This window comes from Synechococcus sp. HJ21-Hayes, from assembly GCF_024345835.1.
GTDB lineage: Bacteria > Cyanobacteriota > Cyanobacteriia > PCC-6307 > Cyanobiaceae > Vulcanococcus.
The window spans coordinates 13,371-29,075 of the sequence record NZ_JAGQBW010000003.1 but is presented as its reverse complement, the minus strand read 5'-3'; the positions used below and the strand labels follow the sequence as shown (position 1 = coordinate 29,075).

Here is a 15,705-nt window from a genome sequence, read left to right as displayed (position 1 = left end):
AACGTGGTGCGTAACCGGCAGGGGCGGATCCGTCTTGCACCGAGCAAAACCTGATCAAGCTGACATCAGTTCTCAGGGGGGAATCAGCATGACCAGGGGACATGCACGTCAATGGTCCATGGGTGCGGGCTTTGTATCGGCCCTGCTGTTCAGCCATGGCGTTGCCGCTTGTGCAGCACCAATCACACCAGCCCATCCACCGGCTCCAAGACATGGGCCGATGGGCCAGCAGTCCGCAGATCAACACTTCATGGTGATGATGATTCCCCATCACGATGGGGCGATCGCGATGGCTGAGCTGGCGCTCACCCGCGCCAAGCGTCCGCAACTCAAGGCCCTCGCGCAGAAGATCAAGGCCAGTCAGACGGCAGAGAATGCCCAAATGCGCCGCTGGTACCGGGAGTGGTACGGCACCGACGTGCCGGCATGGACAGCCGGTGGCATGGGGACAGGGCATCCGGGCATGGGAACAGGGATGGGGATGCCTGGAATGGCCACCAGCCTTGAGGCACTGAAGCTGGCCCCCGATTTCGATCGCGCCTTCATCGAGCAGATGATTCCCCATCACCGCATGGGGGTAATGATGGCCTCCCATGCCCAGTGGAAGACCCAACACCCCAAGCTGCGGGAGCTGGAGGCCGCCATGGTGCGCGTACAGAGCCAGGAGATTGAGCAGATGGCGAGGTGGTATCGCCAGTGGTATGGCACTTCAGGCCGCTGAGGGGTTGCGTCCGCCGCAGTCTTCCCAGCTACTGGGTAGCGCATTGAGCTCCTGGTGCAGATGTCCGAGCCACGAGTCCCGGATTCGGATCAGATCCTGGAGCGGGATGTCCGTCACCTTGAGGGTGCGGATCAGAGTCAGCGGCGCGAACACCTCGCCGCGACACAACCGGTCACCACTCTCACGGCGGCTGATGGGCTGGATCAACCCACCATCGCCTGAGACGTGGATCGTCTGAACGGTGAGTTCGAAGCGCTGCGCCATCTCGCCGACTCTCAGGGGCTCAGCCGCCACTGGACCCTCCACTTACAGGAGGCTGCATCGTATCCATACACCTTGGCCGGGGATCGGCGCACTGGCGAAGTCGATCATGCCTTCACGGAAGGCATAACACCGCTGCAGATGGGGGGCAGTCGTTGATATCTTGTGATCTCCTCGAAGGGGCGCTTGACTACTCCGTTGTGATGGGCAAGCACTCTCCGAGGTAGGGGTATCGAGGTGAATGTCGACTCGCTAGATCCTGGAGTGACTAGGACTGTAAAGGAATAAACTGGTCCATAGGTCCATGCAGAATCCTTCAAGGAGATGTGCTGGCAGTCTCCGCAGATTTGCAGCTTCCCTGCTCACATCCATCGCCGTTTTCCCATTAGCCATGCTGACGTCCCTGCCCGCGATGGCATGGCCGAGCCAAGCCAGGGCAGCCGCCAAGGGAGAAGAAGGACACCTGAAATCGTCCCATGGCGAACTCCCAAGTGATGCTGAGCACCAACTCAAAGGCAAAGCCAAGCAAATTGGTGCATAGCTTCGGGTGAACTGGCCATTGCCATCCTCGATCAGACCCATGCCTACCGACCAGACACTTTCACGACAAAATCCAACAATCATACTTGAGTCAATTGCAATCATCTTGGTCATCCTTTGGCTGCTTGGAGTCGTCACCTCATTCACGCTAGGAGGACTGATTCATGTGCTACTAGTGATTGCCATAGTTACCATCTTGCTACGGTTGATCGGCGGCCACTGAACACAGACACCTTGCATTGACAAGCATGAGCAACATGAATCCTTTCTTCATCTGCAAAACGATTAAATCATTCGAACAGGCATGTGCTGACCTGAAGCAGTCAGTTGCATCCCATGGATTTGGAGTACTAGCTGTGCATGATCTCGGCGATACCCTACGCATCAAGGGCATCGAGTTCCACGAAAACTGCCGTGTGTTCGAGGTCTGCAATCCTCACCAGGCAGCCAGAGTGCTAAACGCTGACATGGCGCTGAATATGGCACTTCCCTGCAGAATCTCTGTCTACACAGAAGACGGCCAGACTCGGATTGGCATGATTCGACCAGTAGACATGCTAAGCACCCTCTCACACGATCCAGATCTCATGGATATTGCACAGCAAGTAGAGGATTCGACCAAGGCCATCATCCATGCAGCGGCTTCATCTACGGCGCTCTGAGTGGGCACCAACCAACCCTAATGCCCAAATGCAAATCAAGACCTGACATCAGGACAACACTTGTGGATCATTTGCCTGGGCTTGACCCGTGGGAATTCCAGCATTTCCAGCAGGAGCTCCAAGAATGGACCTTCTTCGAAGGCCACCATATGCACAAGAGTTGGCAGTTTGCAACGTGCCAACAAGCCATGCGCTGGTATGCATTGGCCCAAGAGATCACCGAGCGCCATGGAAAAGATTGCTATTTTTTCCTGGGTCATGTCGGCAGCGGCAGGATCGAAACTGACATTATCAATCATATCCATGGCCATCTAACCCGCGATGATCTCAACGTTGCCATGATGTTGAATTCAATAACGTTAGAACCGAACCAAAACAGAGAATCCGCAAAGGATGCCACACGCGACAAGCTTCCACGACCTCCGAAGCAAGCTTGCTCCCCAATCCAGCCTCGCTCCTTGAGCAAGCCGTCAAACACCATGGATTCGGGGATGATCTAGCAAGAAAACTCGGATCACAGACTCGGCCTAGCTAAAGACCCTCGATGACGTCATCGACTGGCTTGGTTTTGCCCTTGACTTTGTTCTAGTCACCCTTGAGCTTGAGGCCAGCCATCATTCCTTCCTAGGCTTTGGAATCGTCAGGCTGATTAATTTGGACGAACACGAATAGGTCCGTTGTATTCCACCGTTGAGATCGTGCCGTTTGGGGACATCAGGATCACGGTTTCAAGCGTTGCTGGTTGACGGCGGGCAGACCAGCCAGGAGCTCCGCCAAGGAAGCGAAACCGATCACCCTCGGCCGTGTTCGACACCAGGCAGCTGGCAGCCCCACCCTGTTGCGCAAGCATAAGGGCGGCGGAGCGTTTCAGCATGGTTGTGCCTGATCTGAGCAGATTGCTGAAGCCAGCACCTGCTGCGATCAACTGGATGGTGCACAGCCTCTGCGGATTGGCCCTGCTTATGGCACCTTCTGGAGCAGCTTTGCTCGTCAAGATGACACGGTGAGCACGCCTATGTGCGTCGATACCCATGCGGCATTCTGCTGTATCTCAGTTCACCATCAATTGAGGGCTCTCACCATTGGATCTCATTTCGCTCATTGTTGTACTTGTTGTCGTTGGCGTACTGCTATGGCTGATCAACACCTACATCCCAATGGATAGCAAGATCAAGCAGATCCTCAACATGGTGGTTGTGGTAGCCGTGGTCGTTTGGCTGCTCAATGTGCTTGGCCTCATGAACTCGATCCGTGGAGTTCGGGTCGGGCGCTGAATGGCAGCCTGCCATCAGAATCGATGTGTCCTGTTGACTCGACTTGCACGCCGGGAATGGGGACAAGATCAATCTGCTGTTTTCTCGTCCCCATGGATCGGGGTGATCAGGCTGGTAGTCATCACGAGAGGTATCACCTCCCAGGGCGAGCATTCCTTTGATGTCGTGGCTTCGTTGCTGCTGGCCCGCGTGCACATAGCGGTACGCGTCCTCTTGCAGCTGCGTATCCCGCGGCCAGTGCCACCCGTTTTCAATGCTCCAGCGCTGGCGGATCAGCCGTACTAAGGATTCTGGCTTGGTCCGCAGGCTCGTGAGGAGGTCGTGGGCTCTTGGCCCTTGATGGCCTCTGCGGGTCACGAAGGTGTCCCGGCCATGTTGTTGTGCCTTGGAACTGGCGCCGCAGGGTTGTCTGGTTGCCTACTCCTTCGGAGAAGACTGCGTCTATGACCGTCAGGGGCACGTCGGGCCCCTTGGCGAGGCACCAGCGAAAAACGCTTGCGTGGTGTGAAGAGCATCCGCCTGGATCAAGGTGCTCTCAAGCTCAAGGATGCTGAGCAGCTGCTCCAAACCTACTGCCCCACGTCGTTGACACCGGGGATGTGGCAGCTGGCCATCGGGCATGGCCTTGAGGAAGCTGATCAGAACGAGAAGAGGGCATCGAATTGGTAGTACTCGGGTTTGTCGAGACCGTCGTGCTTGAGCATGCGGCGCAATTCGAGAATCTCGCGCCGCTGGGCCACGATGATGTCGCGGGCAAGTCGCGAGATGGTGGGGTTGGTGCTCTTCTTGAGGGCATCATGGGCCATCACCAGCGCACCGCCATGGTGGGCGATCATTCCCTCGAGAAACCAGATGACGCGGTTCTGCCGTGTGGGCGTAGAGCCCATCATCTGCATCGCCTGGATGTGGGCGGCGCTCATGCGCTCCAGGCTCTCGATGCTGTTGGGATCGCCACCGGTCTTCAGGGCTACGGGATACAGCGGCGCTTCGGGATACCAGGCTTTGCGCCATTGCCCCATCGCCTTGATCTCCTGGGCCTGCTCACGCCAGATCGACTTGGCCAGTGCGCCCACACCGGGCTGGCCGATGTCGAACACAAACTCGCTCATGCGCAGGGCGCCTGTGTGGTGCTGCACCATGCCGTCGAGCCAACGCAGGTCGTAGGTGCTGCCGGCCGGACCGAGCTCATGGTGATGGGCGGCGGGCGGCGTTGATGCGGGGGCAGGAGCAACCATCTGCTGGTGGCCGTGATGGGGATCCAACTGGGCCCGGGCGGGGACTAAGGCCGCCAGCAAGCCGAACAGCGCCAGGGAGAAGAGAGCAGGGCGCATCGCCAGAACACGGACAAGAGGTCAGCCTTACCATGCAGTCTCCCCTAGGTGGAGAGTCAAGTGGTGCTTGCTCGGTCCCTCCAGATCGGTGTGGTGGCCAGCCGCTCCGGCCTCACCGTCAAGACCATCCGCTTCTACTGCGACGAGGGCCTGATCCAGCCGAGCAGCCGCAGCGAGGGCGGCTACCGGCTCTTCGATGAAGCGGTAGTCGTGGAACTGGGCCTGGTTCGCACCCTGCGGGCCATGGAGCTTCCTCTGGCGGATGTGCGGCAGATCCTCGAGGCGCGGCGCTCGGGCGCCTGCACCTGCCGTGACCTGAAGGCGCGGATCCGCCGCAAGGCCGGTGAGATCAGCGAGAAGATCACAGCGATGCAGAACCTGGAGGCCGAACTTTTTGCCCTACTCAACAGCTGGGAAACCTGTGGAGGCCGCACGCCGGCTCCTCCCACTCCGGTGCTGGTCACCGCCGAGCGCTGAGCAGGGCGTTCGCCACCTGACTGGGGCGGCCTGGGGAAAGCCCTGGCAGCTTCAGCGGTTCACTGTGCCGAACCACTGCTAACACCAGCTCCCGCAGCTTCGGGAGGGACGGTGCTCCACTGGGCATGGGAAGCCATCATCACGCCCATGCGGTGGTGGGGCAGGCACTGTGCCTGTAGTCGGCAGCGTGAAGATCGCCCGCGCTGGTGCCTTGGGAATCGTGCTCGCGGATGCTGGTCCGCTGGAGCTGGCGGAGGAGCGGCACCTCGGCACGGGTGACTGGATCGTCCAGTGGAGGGGTGATGACAGTCGCTGAACAAGCCTGCACATCGAATGACCGCCTGCCTCTCACCTGCAGCAGATGTGGCGGCGACCATCTTCAGCCAACGAAGCCCTGTAGACGAGAGGTGGACCAATTGGTCCAGTCCTACGCAAGACAACACCAAGACCAACCTTGCCATTCTTGAAGACAAGCAGTGCGAAGTGCTTTCCGGTGGAAGCTCGCGTGCAGATCGCTATGTAACCAGAATCAGGGACTCCTACAACACCAACAATAGCTACAACTTCAACAGCAACTACAACAGCCTCAACGGCAGTGGCATCTATGCGATTGGTTCCACCCTGAGCTGAGATCGCTTTTTAGCGATGCTCGCTGTTGTGGAGTAAGCACCTGCTTGCCTCCTTGGCTCGTGGGTTGACCCCCACGAGCCTTTCTCGTCCGCCCCTCATCTTCTTTCGCTAAATACGGATTTAGAAATGCTCTCAAAATCTACTGCATCCATGCAACATCAAGATCAAGGCCTGTCTGCAATTGGAGATGCCGAATGCAGTCAGATTCTTGGCGGCAGAAAGCGCCCAACCTCGTCCCCGGTTACAAGCACACAGCCGCCTTCCGTTTCGATTAGCCCAAGCATCTCAGTGAGCCCAACCATCATTGTGGTCCCATTGCTCACATCTTCGACCAACTCATTTAACTTTGTTGGAAACAGCAACGCGCTTAACGGCTCCTCGACGATCTTCATTTAGGGATATCCAGGCATTTTCATCCTGGGTGCCGGCCAAGCCCCTAGCCACCCCTCCTGGTTGACGTGCACTCAGGATCTTCTTGCCTGCGAACAGAAGCAGACGTGTAAAGTTAGATGCATACATAACCTCCGAACAAGAGGCCTCTTTTTGCTGTCCCGGGTGTACAGGGAAATGCCCTATCCCGCCACATCGGGCTTTACCTTCTCCGAGGCGTCTTTTTGCCCATTGCAACCGCAGATGCCTGCAATCCAAAGTTGCGCATCTCTTCGCATGATTCAAATTGTCTCATGCACTTTAAAGCCAAAGATCTTCTTTGCAGCCGGGTGACAATAGCGCAACGATGAGCCATAGCTGCTGCCATGTAGGCCATCACAATGATGCAGGCACGACAACCGGAGACCGAGGTCACTTGGAAACAGCCAAGCCCGACAAGGACCTGATATTGCCGTAAATCTCCTGCACATCTGCAGCACTCAGAGAACCAGTCTAGACCCATCGTGAGATCAGAGTAGCGATGGCGTGACAGGCCACTGGTATCCGGTCTCTGCTTTGGCAGTGATCCAGTCGCTCCATAGGCTCTGACATCGATCCACGAACCTTGCGGACCTGATCATGAACAAGCTCCAATTCAAGGGTAAATGGCACGAGTTGAAAGGAAAACTCAGGCAGAGGTTTGCCGATCTCACCGATAACGACGTGAACTACGCAGAGGGCCAGGAAGAGGAATTCCTAGGCCATCTACAGAAGAGGCTCGGCAAGAGCCAGCAAGAGATCTCCGAAATGCTCAACACCCTTTAAGGAGCTCTTTAATGCTCAATTACGCCATAGCCTTTCTTGTCATTGCAATCGTCGCAGCAGTCCTTGGCTTTGGTGGCATCGCCGGATCTGCTATGAGCATCGCCAAGATTCTGTTTGTTGTGTTTCTCGTGCTTGCCTTGATCTCCTTCGTCGCAGGCCGGGGCAGCGTGCTGTGAATAGCGGCATGAAGCACGACTCTCTTGTCAGATAGTCAAGATCAGAACACAGTAGCGATGATTGGCCGCATCTTGACCATTCTTGGTACTGATGAATGGGCGGCCACAGTCTTTGCCTATCGTCAAACATCCTGTACCCTTCGCCATCCTCGCCATGAATAACCAACTGCGTACTCTGCGCCAGCTTGCCGCCACTTGCTTGGGCATGGCCTTCAGCTTTCTGGTCTTAACGACCATGCCGCTCTTCAGCTCTCCCGCCCAAGCCTCAAGTGCCTTCATCTTCAGAGCATCTACCATGCCCTTTGCCATCACCGCAGGCCGCGTCAAGGCTGAAGCGAAGGAATTTGAAGGCAAAACTCAGGAATCGATTGGTAACGTCACTGGCAACCAGGGAGATCGTCTTGCCGGCAAGGCGAAGCAGGCCGAGGCCAATGTCCGCAATGCCGTCGAAGACGTCAAGGACAAGGCCGGAAAGGGCTGAGCCAGGATCAGCTCCGGTGCGATCCAGCACATTGACCCATAGGCAAACCACCGGGAACCTGCTCTCCCCTGCGGTGCACCACGGCTGACCCAGAACGAAGGGTCCAACAGGAGAAGAAAGCCGAGATGGGGCCACCGGCAGGGCCGAGGCCCTAGATCAAGGCATACCGCGGAGGGCTGGGCTCACAGCATTAGGGAGTCAGCAACGAACAACCCCATAGGGTTTCGCGGCCTTTCCCTTGCAGTGGTGACTCAGCTTGGTGTCCATGGTCGCGCTCGACCACCAGCAGGTCGCCCTGACGCCAGCCCAGGGGCAGGCGCTCCTGACCTGGCCAGGACAGGTCCAACGCTCCGGGCTTTGTCTTGTTCAGACCTCTGCTTGGAGCACATGCTGCATCACCTCCAGCAGTCCATCGGCCAGGGGGCGATGCGCGGCGAGCTTGGTGCTCCAGATCGATCCCGACAGGAGGTCCTCCGGGCTCACCAGGCCCAGGTCCTGGCCCTCCAGCAGCTGCAGCTGCTCCAGCGGCACGGACAGCTCACCTCGGAACACATGGGCCGTGCGCCGATGGATGTGATGCACCATCACCAGCTCCAGGGCTGGGGGCTGCCAGCTGATTTCCTCCAGCAACTCACGCCGCAGCGCCTGCTCCGGCGTTTCGCCCGGATCAAGATGCCCGCCAAAGAGTCCCCAGCAGCCGGGCGCAACGATCGTGGGGATCTCGTCGCGGAGCTGCATCAGCCAGCGGCCATCCCGCTGCAGCATGGCGAGGGCGACTTCAATGGCCATGGCGCAGGCTCAGGCTGCTGCCGACCGGCGCCGCTGCGTGGCGTAGACCGCAGCTCCACCAGCCGCCAGCACCAAGCCACCGCTGATGGCCAGGAACACCAGGGTCTGCAGCAACAGGAGGAAGATGCCCAAGGCCGAGCCGGCCGCGATCTGCACCCTGGCCTTGATCAGCAGGGTGAGCAGCAACAGCACGGTGGCCTTCAGGGCGAGCACCTTTGCCGTACTGAGCGGGCAGAAGGGGTTCAGAAGCACGGGGTGATCACGGGTATCCCCATGCTGGCGGGCCGATCCGGCAACGGCGGGTTCACTCAAGCCTTTGATCGCCATGGGCTTCCACTTCCGCCGCTCTGCCGGCCTGGGCCCACTGCGCTTCAACGTTGCCAAGGGCGGACTGAGCGCCCTCTACGTCGGCGGAGATGGCAGCTCGTTCAACATCCCGGTGAGCCGCAGCGGCCAGGGCTCCCAGCAGGGCCGGCCGAAAGTCAGCCCTGTGGGCGTTGGGCCTCCGCTTCAAAGCAGAAGCTCATTGTCAAATCACAAGGTCTATGCGCTGGCCCTGTTCACGAGCTCAGCTATTCCTAAGGTTAGATCTTGTCCTCAAGCCATCGAATGCAAGAATCAGGAGGGCAACAACTGTGCTGAAGCCGGGGGGTTACGCAGCGAATCAAGACCAGCCCTGAGAGAAGAGAATCTGCACAACATCCAACCCATACCTTTTACCTCCCTATTACCTCCCTACTATTGGGGCGTAGCCGCCCCTTGGCACTCCAACACCAATGCCAGGGTGACCAGAACCAAGGCAAAGGCCGTGGTGCCTGGCCACTGCCAATGGCTCCAGAACACAGAAATCGCAACCGAACAGGCTGCCGCTCCGAGGTAAGCCGTGAGAAACAGCTGGCCGCTCATGCGGCTGCGGGCCGCCGGATCAAGGGCGTAGATGCGGGCTTGGTTGGCCACAAAACTGCCCTGCACACCCAAATCCACCGCCATCAGGCCCAGGGCCAAGGCAGCCAGCGAGCTGGGCCAAACCCCTAGCACCACCACGCCCAAGCCGGCGCAGGCCACACCCCAGACCACAATCCGATCCGGGCCATGGCGATCCACCAAGCGCCCCACCCCTGGCGCCGCCAGGATGCTGGTCAGGCCTACGAGGCCAAAGCTACCGATCAGGGCTGGGCCCAGATGCCAAGGGCCTGCGCTCAAATGCAGGGCCACCGCACTCCAGAGGGCCATGAAGCTGCCAAACAGCAGGGCCTGGGTGAAGCAGGAACGCCGCAGCCGGGCATGGGCGCGCCAGAGCTGCAACAAGGAGCGCTGCAGGGCCCAATAACCCCGGGTATCCGCAGGGGGCAAGGATGGCAGCAGGCGGCGAAACAGCAGCGCCAGCGCCACCATGGCCACAGCAGAGATGGCATAAATCGCGCGCCAACCCCACAGCTGGGCCACCACACCGCTGATGCTGCGCGACAACAAAATCCCGCTGAACTGGCCGCTGAGCACGATGCCGAGCATGCGGCCCCGCTGGTGCTCGGGGGTGAAGGCGGCGAGGAACGGAGGCAACAGCGAAGGAATCAGGGCCATCAGGCCCAGGGCAAACCAGCTCACCACCAGCAGCGGAAAGGTTGGCGAGAGCACCACAGCACCACAGGCCAGGGCCATACCTGCGGCCAGGAGGGCGAGCATGCGCCGCCGCTCGGTGCCATCGCCCAGCGGCAGCAGCAACAAAAAGCCCAAGGCCATGCCGAGTTGGGTGGCCGTCGGCCCCAACAACACACTGCCGGCTGGCAGGCCAAAGGCCACCTCCACGGAAGGCAATAACGACTGGGCGTAGTAAGGATTGGCCACGCTGATTCCCACCGCCATGGCCATCAGACCAAGGGATGGCAGCGGAGAACTGGATGGGGAAGAGGATGGAGGCAGTTCTGGCTCCTGCGGCGCCAACAGATTGGAGACGTTGCGCATAGCGGGGCGTTAGCTCAGGGGGGCCATCAGGGGTGACACTCCACCCCCAAATCAAACAGCCAGCGGCCGGGGGCTTCTCCTGAAGGATCAAACCAATACTGGGCCACCAATTCCAAAAACACCGCCTTGGGCAGGCGATCGGGGGGCAAATCAAACGCCGCCAGCATCCGCGCCAGATTGGACTGAATACCCCCAGTTGGCTGGCCGAAGGCACTGGCATAGGCCTCAAGATCAGCCAGATCCAAGCAGCCATCACCATCGAGGTCGAGGCAATCAAAAAATCGACCCGCTGATTGGGCGATAAAGGCACGCGCCTGCAGAGGCAAGCGGCCAAAAGCCTCGATCACCACGGCATGGGAGGCCACAAATTCCTCCTCATCCACGACTCCATTGCCATCGAGATCGCGCCTTTCGACTTCATGGCTGTAGGTGGACAGCAGCAGGGCGAGCAAATCGGGGAAAGGCGTCGGGCGATCACCCCAGCGGCCATGAAGCTCCTCCGCAACAGGTTGGAAGTCACCTGACAGGGAATGGCTACCGTCGCGATCGCGGTCGTAGAAGCGGAAAAGGCGCCGGTAGCGCTCGACCAGTGCTTGAGGAATCGGCATAGTGGCGGTCCCTAGGAGAAGCGAATCATCAACCGCTCAAAGCCACGGAAGCGATCGCCCACCAGACGCTTGCTGCGCGCTTCATCCACCTCCAGGCGTTCGAATCGTTCAACCCAGGCTCGCAGCACCGCCCGCAGCTCCAACCGGGCCAGGTGAAGGCCGAGGCACTGGTGCACGCCAGGGGCAAAGCTGAGATGGGGATTGGGCTGGCGATCCAAGAGGAAGCGATTGGGTTCAACGAACACACGCGGATCGCGGTTGGCAGCTCCCACCAAGGCCGTGACCGAATCGCCGGCAGGGATGCGGCAACTGCCTAGCTCGATCGTTTCGCGCACCGCGCTCACATTGAGTGCCTGGGCTGGCGGATCAAAGCGGAGCAGTTCTTCCACGCAGCTGTTCAGGAGAGACGGCTCCTGCTTTAAACGTTGCAGGAGTGCAGGTTCCCGGGCCAACTGCAAAGCGGCGTTGCTGATCAGTAGGGGCACGGTGTAGATGCTAGCTGAATAGAAGTTGCTGGACACGATCAGCAGCAGCTGCTCATCACTGAGCTCGATGGCATCTTGGGGGGTACCGATCAGTCGACTGAGGACATCGTCCCCGGGCTGGCGGCGGCGTTCTTGCAGCAGAGGAACAAAGAAGCGGCGGTAAACGTCCATCGCGGCATCACCTCCGCTGGCCGTCGCTTCCGTTTGGGTGAGACCACGGGCACGCACAAAGCCGCCAACGTGCTCAAGCACCTGGCCTTGTTGCTCGCCTGGCACTCCCATGAGATGGCCTGTAACCACAACGGGTAGGGGGTTTGCCAGCAGAGGCATCAGGTCGATCCATTCACCCGTCTGTACCCCCTCAAGCCGCTGGCGGAGGAACTCAATACAGAACTGATCAAGCGCTTCCAGGTCGATCGAGCGGAAGGCCGCCATCACGTGGTGCCGGACCCGCCCATGGACCTTGTCATCCATAAAGGGAAGATCTCCCTTCTGACGCTGGAAAATGCGCTCGTCTCCAAATCGCTGGATCAGCTTGTCCAGGTGGTCCTGGCGGCTGCAGCGGTCATCCCGCATGTGGGCTTGGCACTCCGGATGACCGAGCACGACCCAGAGGCCGGGACCCTCACACCACTGCACAGGATTTTCTTCCCGCAGGGTTGCGTAGATGGGATAGGGATCGGGATGCCCGGGCAGGCAAGGATCTTGTTGGAACGCGAGGCGCTCGGGGGAGCTGAGGATCATGGCTCAATCATCGTTGATTCAACCCATAGGAGTCAGCCATGCCTTTATCCATGATCAGCAAGGCCTTCTCCTTGCGCCTGAGCTCCTGATGGAGTCGCTTGATTGCCTTCTGATCCTGGGCACGGAGCTTCTCGAGCTCCTTCTGCTCTTACGGCTCGGCGAACTCGCCGGACAGCGTCTACAAGGCGAGCACTGGCTTTTCGTTGGCATCCTGGGACGCCTGGCGCCACCGTTCAACCTGCTCCAGGTACCAACCCCAATCACCGCTGTAGGCGCTGAGCTCGGTGGCATTGAGCCCTGCGGTCTCCAGCACCACTGTGAACGTTCCCTGGCGCTCCTTGCAACCGCCAGGCCTTCCTCCAGTTGTAGAGGGTGACCACGTGAATACCCAGGTCTGCTGAGATCTGAGCGACGGTCTGGCGGTGCGGCGGACTCATCCGCCTTCTCACATCAGCGTTGGCGGCCTCGCTGTAGCGACGCATTGGTCTGCTCCATCAAGCCCCCTGGTGTACTGATCAGAGGGGTGATAACTGTCCTGAAATCGGGGGCCACAGCGGATGACTGGCCGGACTCCGATCCTCGATCGGGACGTCGGAGAACAGGGAACCGGCGCGCTCCTGTTCACCTCGCAGCAAAGGGTAGGCAGTTGACCCATTATCGTCGAGACGGGCGGCTTCTTTAGCGAAGTTTTAGATGAAAAAGTAGAAGCTTAAAGACAAAACCGGTGAGCGGTGCGCTTTAATGCAGATTATTCATGCGGCAAAGATGAAAAGTTCCTCAAACAACAACCCATTAAAAGCACTGGCCTATTTTGCGATCCTTAGCGCATACCCCAATTGCCTCGCGGCTGACACAACGATTAACGGTGCTCAGACGACGACTCAGGGCCCCATGGTGCCAGAGCTAAACGGCAGCGATTCACTAACAGTCACAACAAATGGAAGCATAAGCGTCACTGACGACGATGCCAAGGGCATTAGCGCAACAGGAGGATCGAATCAAATCATCAACAATGGAAGCATTCAGACGACTGGAAGCGGCGCCGTAGGTAACGCAGATGGGATAAGCGCCACTGGCGGATCTAGTGTCATCATCAACAATGGAACCATTCGGACATTCAAGGATTCAGCTCGGGGGATAGGCGTAAGTGGCAATAGCAATGCGATCATCAACAATGGCTTAATCGAAACCGTATTGTCAACCGGCATATCAGCCGCAACGGGCAGCAATTCAAACCGGATCATCAACAATGGCACAATCAGGACGACTGGCGATGATGCCGAAGGGATACGCGCCAACGGAAGCCTAAATACGATTACCAACACAGGGGTTATCATCACAACAGGTGCATCTACTTCTCCCGGAGAAGCAGCAGGCATCAATGCTGGCGCCGGAGCAGGCGGCGGATCGAACTCAGTCACCAACTCGGGAACAATTGTTAGCTATCACGGAAACTCAATACACTTTTCAAGAAGCGGCAACACATTAAACCTCCTTAATGGCTCATTCCTGGGCGGGGGAATTGAACTTGGGTCAGGCACTCAGGTCAGCATCACGACCGGCGCCAACCACTCAAAGCTCATCAACTACTCCGGCACACTTAGCGGCATCAGCGCGAATGGCCCTGTTCCAGTCTTTATCAATACATCAACAAAGCAGCTTGCAACTTACGAGCCAACATTCTTTGCCGCCTCAACTGATGCCTTGGGGGATATGACAAGCACCATATCCTCACTCACGCCTGGGCGCTTCAACGGAACCAATAAAGACTATCCGTTGTGGGCAAGAGGCTTTGGAATGACATCGAGCTACTCAGGATCGGACGCAACCCTGAGTAGAAAATACATCTACTCTGGCGTCGCAATGGGCTACGATTTCATGCGCTCCAAAAGCTTGATGCTGGGCGCACTAGGTGGATATGGACAGACAAGCCTAACAACAGACGGCAGCGCGATGCAGTCATACAACAACTCGAGTGACGATGGCTTCTTGGGGCTTTACGGACAAAAGCGGTGGAAAGATCTGAGCCTCGACTTCGCACTCTACGGAGGCGTTCAAAGCTTTAGGCAACAACGCTATGTCAATGACAACCTGGCATACCTCGGTAACTCCAGCACCCAAGCATCGTTTCGTGGCTGGTGGCTGGCACCCGAGGCAGGTATTACATACAAGGCAGGCGAACTCAATGGCTGGAGCTTGCTGCCCACAGCTCGGCTGCGCTACGCCCAGCAATGGATGGGTGCCTACACAGAATCTGGTGGTGGCTCTGCCAATGCCACTGTGAACGGACGAAACGTCGCCATCGGACAAAGCTTCGTTGGCATCGGCACCCGGAGAATGCTGAAAACAACCTTGGGCAAAGACACCAAGATGGTCCTAGAAGGGCAGGTGGGCTACCTGTATCGTGGAAGCGTTGGTGCCAATACGGTAGGTGTCACCATGATTGGCCAGTCGCTGGCACTACCCACAGAAGTTGTTAGCCGTCATTCTGTTGCTGTAACGGCCGGTGTGACGATTGATCTTTCAAGTGCGGTTGCTCTGAAGATCAGGGGTGATGCAGCCGTTGGCAACGGTATCAATTATGCTGCTGGTGGATGGGCTGGACTGAGCGTGAAGTTCTAGCTTGCGTCCCGCCGGTTGGCGCAAATCTGTGCGCGACAATCTGGAACATCCATTTCGCGTGACCCAATGACAACTCGGACTCCAGAACTTCTGCCACCGGGGCATCAAGAAGAATAACCACAAACCAAAGACACTGTTCGCCTTGGCCAATATCTATAGGGTTCGATGCTAAATCGCTGTGCCGGCGTAAATTGCAGGAGTTGTGCGATTAAACTCTGCAGAATATGGACTGTGGCTGCCACAACCTGAGCTGGACTGGATTTTCTGGACAGCCCCCATCGTTAACCTCTGAGCCGGGGCACCCACAGCCCTGAGTTGCTGTTTAGCGCAGACGGATTAGCCGCAAGCCCCTGATCGCCACTAGGCGGCAGGGAATTCAGGTTGTCACACGGCGCAGGTGCTTCGCGTGATCTGTTGTTTCCTTGCCGCCGCCGGGACGTGTGGCGTTGGTTCATCACGCACAGCCCCCCTCCCGCGGCTGCGGTGGCACGGCTCTGTTGGGGCTGCTTCAACCGCCTGGCAGCCTGCTATCCCCGCTTTGCAGGAGCGGTCAAGGCCTTGGCCCCTGCTCACCTCGAGGCCTTCTCCAGGGGGCTTCCGCTCGGCCTTCCAGGTGCCCGATGCCCAGCCCCTGACTGACGGACACATCTCATCAGAGACGGTCATGCGATCGCCAGCAGCAGCCGATGGATGCGAGCAGGATCTCGCAGGCCACTGCGCTCCAACTGGATGATTGCCGATGTCTGGT

General features: G+C 58.4%; 22 protein-coding genes. 11 read left to right on the top strand and 11 right to left on the bottom strand.

Annotated features, from left to right (window positions below):
• Positions 1 to 220: 220 nt before the first annotated feature.
• A complete protein-coding gene (locus tag KBZ14_RS03375; RefSeq protein WP_255116899.1) occupies positions 221 to 721 on the top strand; it encodes a DUF305 domain-containing protein in 501 nt (166 codons plus the stop codon).
• On the opposite strand, the gene KBZ14_RS03370 is transcribed toward KBZ14_RS03375, so the two are convergent.
• A complete protein-coding gene (locus KBZ14_RS03370) occupies positions 710 to 1,015 on the bottom strand; it encodes a helix-turn-helix domain-containing protein (protein ID WP_255116898.1) in 306 nt (101 codons plus the stop codon). The two genes, KBZ14_RS03375 and KBZ14_RS03370, sit on opposite strands and share 12 nt — an antisense overlap.
• Positions 1,016 to 1,562: 547 nt before the next feature.
• Between KBZ14_RS03370 and KBZ14_RS03365 the strand changes: the two genes are divergently transcribed.
• The gene (locus KBZ14_RS03365; RefSeq protein ID WP_255116897.1) at positions 1,563 to 1,745 is read left to right on the top strand and encodes a lmo0937 family membrane protein; all 183 of its coding nucleotides are present in this window, start codon (positions 1,563 to 1,565) and stop codon (positions 1,743 to 1,745) included.
• Between the two features lie 34 nt (positions 1,746 to 1,779).
• Positions 1,780 to 2,184, top strand: a complete 405-nt coding sequence (locus KBZ14_RS03360) for a DUF302 domain-containing protein (RefSeq protein ID WP_255116896.1) — start codon at positions 1,780 to 1,782, stop codon at positions 2,182 to 2,184.
• A gap of 35 nt (positions 2,185 to 2,219) precedes the next feature.
• Here KBZ14_RS03360 and KBZ14_RS03355 read toward each other — a convergent pair whose 3' ends face one another.
• Positions 2,220 to 2,489 carry a hypothetical protein gene (locus tag KBZ14_RS03355; RefSeq protein WP_255116895.1) on the bottom strand — a complete coding sequence of 90 codons (270 nt, stop codon included), beginning with the start codon at positions 2,487 to 2,489 and terminating at the stop codon, positions 2,220 to 2,222.
• A 777-nt stretch (positions 2,490 to 3,266) separates the two neighbouring features.
• On the opposite strand from KBZ14_RS03355, the gene KBZ14_RS03350 reads away from it, so the two are divergent.
• Positions 3,267 to 3,458, top strand: coding sequence for a Thivi_2564 family membrane protein (locus KBZ14_RS03350; protein ID WP_255116894.1), 192 nt, complete (start codon positions 3,267 to 3,269; stop codon positions 3,456 to 3,458).
• Between the two features lie 638 nt (positions 3,459 to 4,096).
• On the opposite strand, the gene KBZ14_RS03345 is transcribed toward KBZ14_RS03350, so the two are convergent.
• The gene (locus tag KBZ14_RS03345) at positions 4,097 to 4,789 is read right to left on the bottom strand and encodes a DUF305 domain-containing protein (RefSeq protein ID WP_255116893.1); all 693 of its coding nucleotides are present in this window, start codon (positions 4,787 to 4,789) and stop codon (positions 4,097 to 4,099) included.
• 63 nt (positions 4,790 to 4,852) lie between these two features.
• On the opposite strand from KBZ14_RS03345, the gene KBZ14_RS03340 reads away from it, so the two are divergent.
• The 3 genes from KBZ14_RS03340 (at position 4,853) to KBZ14_RS03330 (ending at position 5,896) form a co-directional block, all read left to right on the top strand.
• Positions 4,853 to 5,266, top strand: coding sequence for a MerR family transcriptional regulator (locus KBZ14_RS03340; protein WP_255116892.1), 414 nt, complete (start codon positions 4,853 to 4,855; stop codon positions 5,264 to 5,266).
• A 187-nt stretch (positions 5,267 to 5,453) separates the two neighbouring features.
• Positions 5,454 to 5,582 (top strand): hypothetical protein, encoded by a 129-nt coding sequence (locus tag KBZ14_RS03335; RefSeq protein ID WP_255116891.1) that lies wholly within the window; start codon positions 5,454 to 5,456, stop codon positions 5,580 to 5,582.
• Between the two features lie 17 nt (positions 5,583 to 5,599).
• Positions 5,600 to 5,896 carry a hypothetical protein gene (locus tag KBZ14_RS03330; protein ID WP_255116890.1) on the top strand — a complete coding sequence of 99 codons (297 nt, stop codon included), beginning with the start codon at positions 5,600 to 5,602 and terminating at the stop codon, positions 5,894 to 5,896.
• 200 nt (positions 5,897 to 6,096) lie between these two features.
• On the opposite strand, the gene KBZ14_RS03325 is transcribed toward KBZ14_RS03330, so the two are convergent.
• Positions 6,097 to 6,288, bottom strand: a complete 192-nt coding sequence (locus KBZ14_RS03325; RefSeq protein WP_255116889.1) for a hypothetical protein — start codon at positions 6,286 to 6,288, stop codon at positions 6,097 to 6,099.
• A gap of 616 nt (positions 6,289 to 6,904) precedes the next feature.
• Between KBZ14_RS03325 and KBZ14_RS03320 the strand changes: the two genes are divergently transcribed.
• From KBZ14_RS03320 to KBZ14_RS15805, 3 genes are all read left to right on the top strand, one after another.
• Positions 6,905 to 7,090: a CsbD family protein gene (locus KBZ14_RS03320; protein ID WP_255116888.1), complete on the top strand. Its 186-nt coding sequence runs from the start codon at positions 6,905 to 6,907 to the stop codon at positions 7,088 to 7,090.
• Positions 7,091 to 7,101: 11 nt separating this feature from the next.
• Complete coding sequence (locus KBZ14_RS03315) at positions 7,102 to 7,266, top strand: DUF1328 domain-containing protein (RefSeq protein ID WP_255116887.1); 165 nt, start codon at positions 7,102 to 7,104, stop codon at positions 7,264 to 7,266.
• A gap of 154 nt (positions 7,267 to 7,420) precedes the next feature.
• A complete protein-coding gene (locus KBZ14_RS15805; RefSeq protein ID WP_315856121.1) occupies positions 7,421 to 7,747 on the top strand; it encodes a CsbD family protein in 327 nt (108 codons plus the stop codon).
• Between the two features lie 366 nt (positions 7,748 to 8,113).
• On the opposite strand, the gene KBZ14_RS03305 is transcribed toward KBZ14_RS15805, so the two are convergent.
• The 7 genes from KBZ14_RS03305 to KBZ14_RS03275 form a co-directional block, all read right to left on the bottom strand.
• Entirely contained in the window at positions 8,114 to 8,536 is a 423-nt protein-coding gene (locus KBZ14_RS03305; protein WP_255116886.1) for an NUDIX hydrolase, read from the bottom strand.
• Positions 8,537 to 8,545: 9 nt separating this feature from the next.
• Entirely contained in the window at positions 8,546 to 8,863 is a 318-nt protein-coding gene (locus KBZ14_RS03300; protein WP_255116885.1) for a hypothetical protein, read from the bottom strand.
• A gap of 411 nt (positions 8,864 to 9,274) precedes the next feature.
• A complete protein-coding gene (locus tag KBZ14_RS03295; RefSeq protein WP_255116884.1) occupies positions 9,275 to 10,399 on the bottom strand; it encodes an MFS transporter in 1,125 nt (374 codons plus the stop codon).
• 125 nt (positions 10,400 to 10,524) lie between these two features.
• On the bottom strand, positions 10,525 to 11,106 hold the full coding sequence (locus KBZ14_RS03290) for an EF-hand domain-containing protein (protein WP_255116883.1): 582 nt from the start codon (positions 11,104 to 11,106) through the stop codon (positions 10,525 to 10,527).
• An 11-nt stretch (positions 11,107 to 11,117) separates the two neighbouring features.
• The gene (locus KBZ14_RS03285; RefSeq protein ID WP_255116882.1) at positions 11,118 to 12,335 is read right to left on the bottom strand and encodes a cytochrome P450; all 1,218 of its coding nucleotides are present in this window, start codon (positions 12,333 to 12,335) and stop codon (positions 11,118 to 11,120) included.
• Positions 12,336 to 12,513: 178 nt separating this feature from the next.
• Positions 12,514 to 12,648, bottom strand: coding sequence for a hypothetical protein (locus KBZ14_RS03280; RefSeq protein ID WP_255117083.1), 135 nt, complete (start codon positions 12,646 to 12,648; stop codon positions 12,514 to 12,516).
• Positions 12,596 to 12,772 (bottom strand): helix-turn-helix domain-containing protein, encoded by a 177-nt coding sequence (locus KBZ14_RS03275; RefSeq protein ID WP_255116881.1) that lies wholly within the window; start codon positions 12,770 to 12,772, stop codon positions 12,596 to 12,598. The genes KBZ14_RS03280 and KBZ14_RS03275 overlap by 53 nt, the downstream gene beginning before the upstream one ends.
• Positions 12,773 to 13,076: 304 nt before the next feature.
• Here KBZ14_RS03275 and KBZ14_RS03270 point away from each other — a divergent pair, with 304 nt between their 5' ends.
• Complete coding sequence (locus tag KBZ14_RS03270; protein WP_255116880.1) at positions 13,077 to 14,957, top strand: autotransporter family protein; 1,881 nt, start codon at positions 13,077 to 13,079, stop codon at positions 14,955 to 14,957.
• Positions 14,958 to 15,705 lie beyond the last annotated feature (748 nt).

Excerpts from the sequence above, each read along its gene's own strand:
- KBZ14_RS03375 (WP_255116899.1), top strand. The coding sequence starts at position 221 with ATGGGCCAGCAGTCCGCAGATCAACACTTCATGGTGATGATGATTCCC.
- KBZ14_RS03365 (WP_255116897.1), top strand. The coding sequence starts at position 1,563 with ATGCCTACCGACCAGACACTTTCACGACAAAATCCAACAATCATACTT.
- KBZ14_RS03360 (WP_255116896.1), top strand. The coding sequence starts at position 1,780 with ATGAATCCTTTCTTCATCTGCAAAACGATTAAATCATTCGAACAGGCA.
- KBZ14_RS03355 (WP_255116895.1), bottom strand. The coding sequence starts at position 2,489 with ATGGATATGATTGATAATGTCAGTTTCGATCCTGCCGCTGCCGACATG.
- KBZ14_RS03345 (WP_255116893.1), bottom strand. The coding sequence starts at position 4,789 with ATGCGCCCTGCTCTCTTCTCCCTGGCGCTGTTCGGCTTGCTGGCGGCC.
- KBZ14_RS03330 (WP_255116890.1), top strand. The coding sequence starts at position 5,600 with ATGACCGCCTGCCTCTCACCTGCAGCAGATGTGGCGGCGACCATCTTC.
- KBZ14_RS03325 (WP_255116889.1), bottom strand. The coding sequence starts at position 6,288 with ATGAAGATCGTCGAGGAGCCGTTAAGCGCGTTGCTGTTTCCAACAAAG.
- KBZ14_RS03320 (WP_255116888.1), top strand. The coding sequence starts at position 6,905 with ATGAACAAGCTCCAATTCAAGGGTAAATGGCACGAGTTGAAAGGAAAA.
- KBZ14_RS03315 (WP_255116887.1), top strand. The coding sequence starts at position 7,102 with ATGCTCAATTACGCCATAGCCTTTCTTGTCATTGCAATCGTCGCAGCA.
- KBZ14_RS15805 (WP_315856121.1), top strand. The coding sequence starts at position 7,421 with ATGAATAACCAACTGCGTACTCTGCGCCAGCTTGCCGCCACTTGCTTG.
- KBZ14_RS03305 (WP_255116886.1), bottom strand. The coding sequence starts at position 8,536 with ATGGCCATTGAAGTCGCCCTCGCCATGCTGCAGCGGGATGGCCGCTGG.
- KBZ14_RS03300 (WP_255116885.1), bottom strand. The coding sequence starts at position 8,863 with ATGGCGATCAAAGGCTTGAGTGAACCCGCCGTTGCCGGATCGGCCCGC.
- KBZ14_RS03295 (WP_255116884.1), bottom strand. The coding sequence starts at position 10,399 with ATGGCGGTGGGAATCAGCGTGGCCAATCCTTACTACGCCCAGTCGTTA.
- KBZ14_RS03290 (WP_255116883.1), bottom strand. The coding sequence starts at position 11,106 with ATGCCGATTCCTCAAGCACTGGTCGAGCGCTACCGGCGCCTTTTCCGC.
- KBZ14_RS03285 (WP_255116882.1), bottom strand. The coding sequence starts at position 12,335 with ATGATCCTCAGCTCCCCCGAGCGCCTCGCGTTCCAACAAGATCCTTGC.
- KBZ14_RS03275 (WP_255116881.1), bottom strand. The coding sequence starts at position 12,772 with ATGAGTCCGCCGCACCGCCAGACCGTCGCTCAGATCTCAGCAGACCTG.
- KBZ14_RS03270 (WP_255116880.1), top strand. The coding sequence starts at position 13,077 with ATGCAGATTATTCATGCGGCAAAGATGAAAAGTTCCTCAAACAACAAC.